The organism is Sphingopyxis sp. (assembly GCF_036402335.1).
In the GTDB taxonomy this organism is placed as follows: Bacteria; Pseudomonadota; Alphaproteobacteria; order Sphingomonadales; family Sphingomonadaceae; genus Sphingopyxis.
On record NZ_DASWTD010000235.1, the window covers coordinates 1 to 2761 of the forward strand.

At 68.7% G+C, this 2761-nt stretch carries 2 protein-coding genes; both read left to right on the plus strand.

Annotated features, from left to right (window positions below):
* Nucleotides 1-72 (plus strand): adenosylhomocysteinase (locus VGD20_RS21800; RefSeq protein ID WP_414714553.1); only part of this gene is annotated, 72 nt, incomplete at its 5' end.
* A 226-nt stretch (nucleotides 73-298) separates the two neighbouring features.
* Nucleotides 299-2656 carry a PAS domain-containing sensor histidine kinase gene (locus VGD20_RS07350; RefSeq protein WP_331133821.1) on the plus strand — a complete coding sequence of 786 codons (2358 nt, stop codon included), beginning with the start codon at nucleotides 299-301 and terminating at the stop codon, nucleotides 2654-2656.
* Nucleotides 2657-2761 lie beyond the last annotated feature (105 nt).

Genomic DNA, 2761 nt, shown 5'->3' on the forward strand with positions numbered 1-2761 from the left:
AGCCAGAAGCAGGCCGACTATATCGGCGTGCCGGTCGAGGGCCCGTTCAAGCCCGACCATTACCGCTATTGATTTCGAAGAGGCGGGCGGACGCGCCCGCCTCTTCGTCGTCATCGCGAGCCCTTCGGCTGCCTGGCGCTCAGGGCTCGGAATGACGAAAACTGTGGACGGTGAGCCCATCGGATGATCGGGCGCGGTGACCGGCAGTGACACGCGATTGAAACATGCTGATATCGCCTATAGGGCAGGCGGTCATGATCGCGGCGCGGGCAACAGAAAAGCGGAAGCATAGAGCGGGATGAGCGGATCGCTTTCCCCGGCGCTACTGTTCGCGCTCGGCCTGTTCGCGGCGCTCTGGCTGCTCGCCGGATTGTGGGCGACCGTGCGCGGGATCGCGATGCAGCGACGCTCGGCGTTCGTCGCGGGGCAGGCCGAACGGCTCGCGAGCCTTGTCGAGGCGTCGCCCCAGCTTCCCGTCATCGTCCGTGCCGACTGGCGGATCGAAGCGAGCGAGCGGCTCGGCCGCTGGCTGGGGCTCGACCGGGGGCCGCGCAATTTCGACGAGCTGCGCGGACTCGACAGCGGGCTCGATGCGCAAGGTCATGACGCATTGCGTCAGGCGATCCTCGGCGCGCAGCGTGGTGCCAAGCCTTTTGTCCTCAGCCTGAAGCCCGAAGCGAGCAACCGGACGATCATCGTCCATGGCGCCGCGGCACCCAATGCGGTCGGCGGGCCGGGAAGCGTGCTGTTGTGGCTGAGCGACGCAACCGACGGCCAGCACGCGCTGGCGCACGCGCGCAGCGAACGCGACGAGGCGATGGCGGCATTTGAGGCCCTGTCGGGGCTGATCGAGGCGGCGCCGTTTCCGATGTGGTTTCGCGACACCGACCTCCATCTCGCGCTGGTCAACGGCGCCTATGTCCGCGCGGTCGAGGCGAAGAGCGCGGCCGCGGTGATCGATGCCGGGATCGAACTGTGCGAAACCGTCGCGGGGGTCAGCGCCGCCGAGGCGGCCGACGAAGCGCGCATTGCCGGATCGGCACAGGTTCGCACGATCCCGGTGACGATCGAGGGCGAGCGGCGGATCATGCGCGTTGTCGACGTGCCGCTGGTGCCCGGCCGCGCGATCGGCATCGCGGGCTATGCGATCGATATTCAGGAGCTCGAAACCGAACGCGGCGCGCACCGCCGCTTCGTCGACACCCAGCGCGAACTGCTCGACCGGCTATCGGCGGCGGTCGCGCAATTCGGCCCCGATCAGGGACTGAGCTTTGCCAACCTGCCGTTCCGCCGCCTTTTTGCGCTGGAGGCCGACGATGTTCCCGAGGCGCGGCCGTTCGCGCGGCTGCTCGACGCCTGGCGCGAGCGCGGGCGGACCCCCGAAGTACGCGATTATCCCGAATGGCGGCAGGCGCATGTCGACTGGTTTGCGCAGGCGGGGGCGAGCGAGGAGGACTGGCTGCTCCGCGATGGCACCCACCTGCATGTCGTCGCGCAGCCGACCCCCGATGGCGGCCTGCTGCTGATCGCCGAGGACAAAACCGAGCAGGTGCAGCTCGCCGGCGCGCGCGACACGCTGCTGCGCGTGCGGACCGCGACCTTCGACAATCTGTTCGAGGCGGTGGCAGTGTTCGCGCCCGATGGGCGGCTGCACCTCTGGAACCAGCGTTTCCGCCGCCTGTGGGGCATCGACGAGGGGACGTTGGCGGCGCACCCGCGCGTCGATGCGCTGATGGGCGGGCTCGCCGACCGGCTGGTGAAACCGAACCAGATCAGCATCGTCCAGGAAGTCATCCGTGCCGCGACCCTGGAACGGCAACAGCGGGGCGGCGAAATCGGTTTTGCCGACGGGCGCTATTTCGATTTCGCATCGATTCCGCTTCCCGACGGCAATGCGCTGCTCATCATGCTCGACATCACGCCGAGCCGGAAGATGGAAGGCGCGCTGCGCGAACGCAACGAGGCGCTCGAAGCCGCGGACAAGGTCAAGACCGCTTTCCTGTCGCGGATGAGTTACGAATTGCGCACGCCGCTCACCTCGATCGGCGGGTTCGGCGAGATGTTGCAGGCGGGTTATGCCGGCAAGCTCGGCGACCAGCAGCGCGCCTATGTCGATGCGATCATGGATTCGGTCGCGGTGCTGGGCCGTCAGATCGACAATGTGCTCGACCTCGCGCAGGGCGAAGCGGGGACGCTCGCGGTCGAGCGCGAGCCGGTCGACGTGCGCGCGCTGCTCGAAGGTGCGCTCGCCGAGGCCAAACTCCTCGCCGACGGCGAGAAGGTCGAACTGGTTGGCAATCTGGCGCCCGATCTTGGCCATATCGAGGGCGATGCGCCGCGGCTTTCGCGGCTCGTCGCGGGACTGCTCGACAATGCGGTCCGCTACACCGTGCCGGCGCGCCGGACCGGCGGGCGCGTGCTGCTCCATGCCGCGGGCGACTTGCGCGGGATCGACATCATCGTGTCGGACAATGGCCCCGGAATGCCCGACGCGGTCGCGGCGGTGACGAGGGGGCAGCAGGCGGGAACGCCGTCAGGCGGCATCGGCCTTGCCCTCGCGCGCCAGCTCGTCGCGGCACACGGCGGGACGATGGAAGTCGTGAGCGAGCAGGGGCAGGGTACGCTCGTGCGGATCAGCCTGCCGCGCAGCGCGTGACGATCTTTACCGCAAGCTATGGCCTGGGCGACGCCGAACGCATCGGCGCGGCGATCGGCGCGGCCCTGATGCCCGGCGACGTCGTGGCGCTGTCGGGCGATCTCG

Coding starts and splice junctions, on each gene's coding strand:
- VGD20_RS07350 (WP_331133821.1), top strand. CDS start 299: ATGAGCGGATCGCTTTCCCCGGCGCTACTGTTCGCGCTCGGCCTGTTC.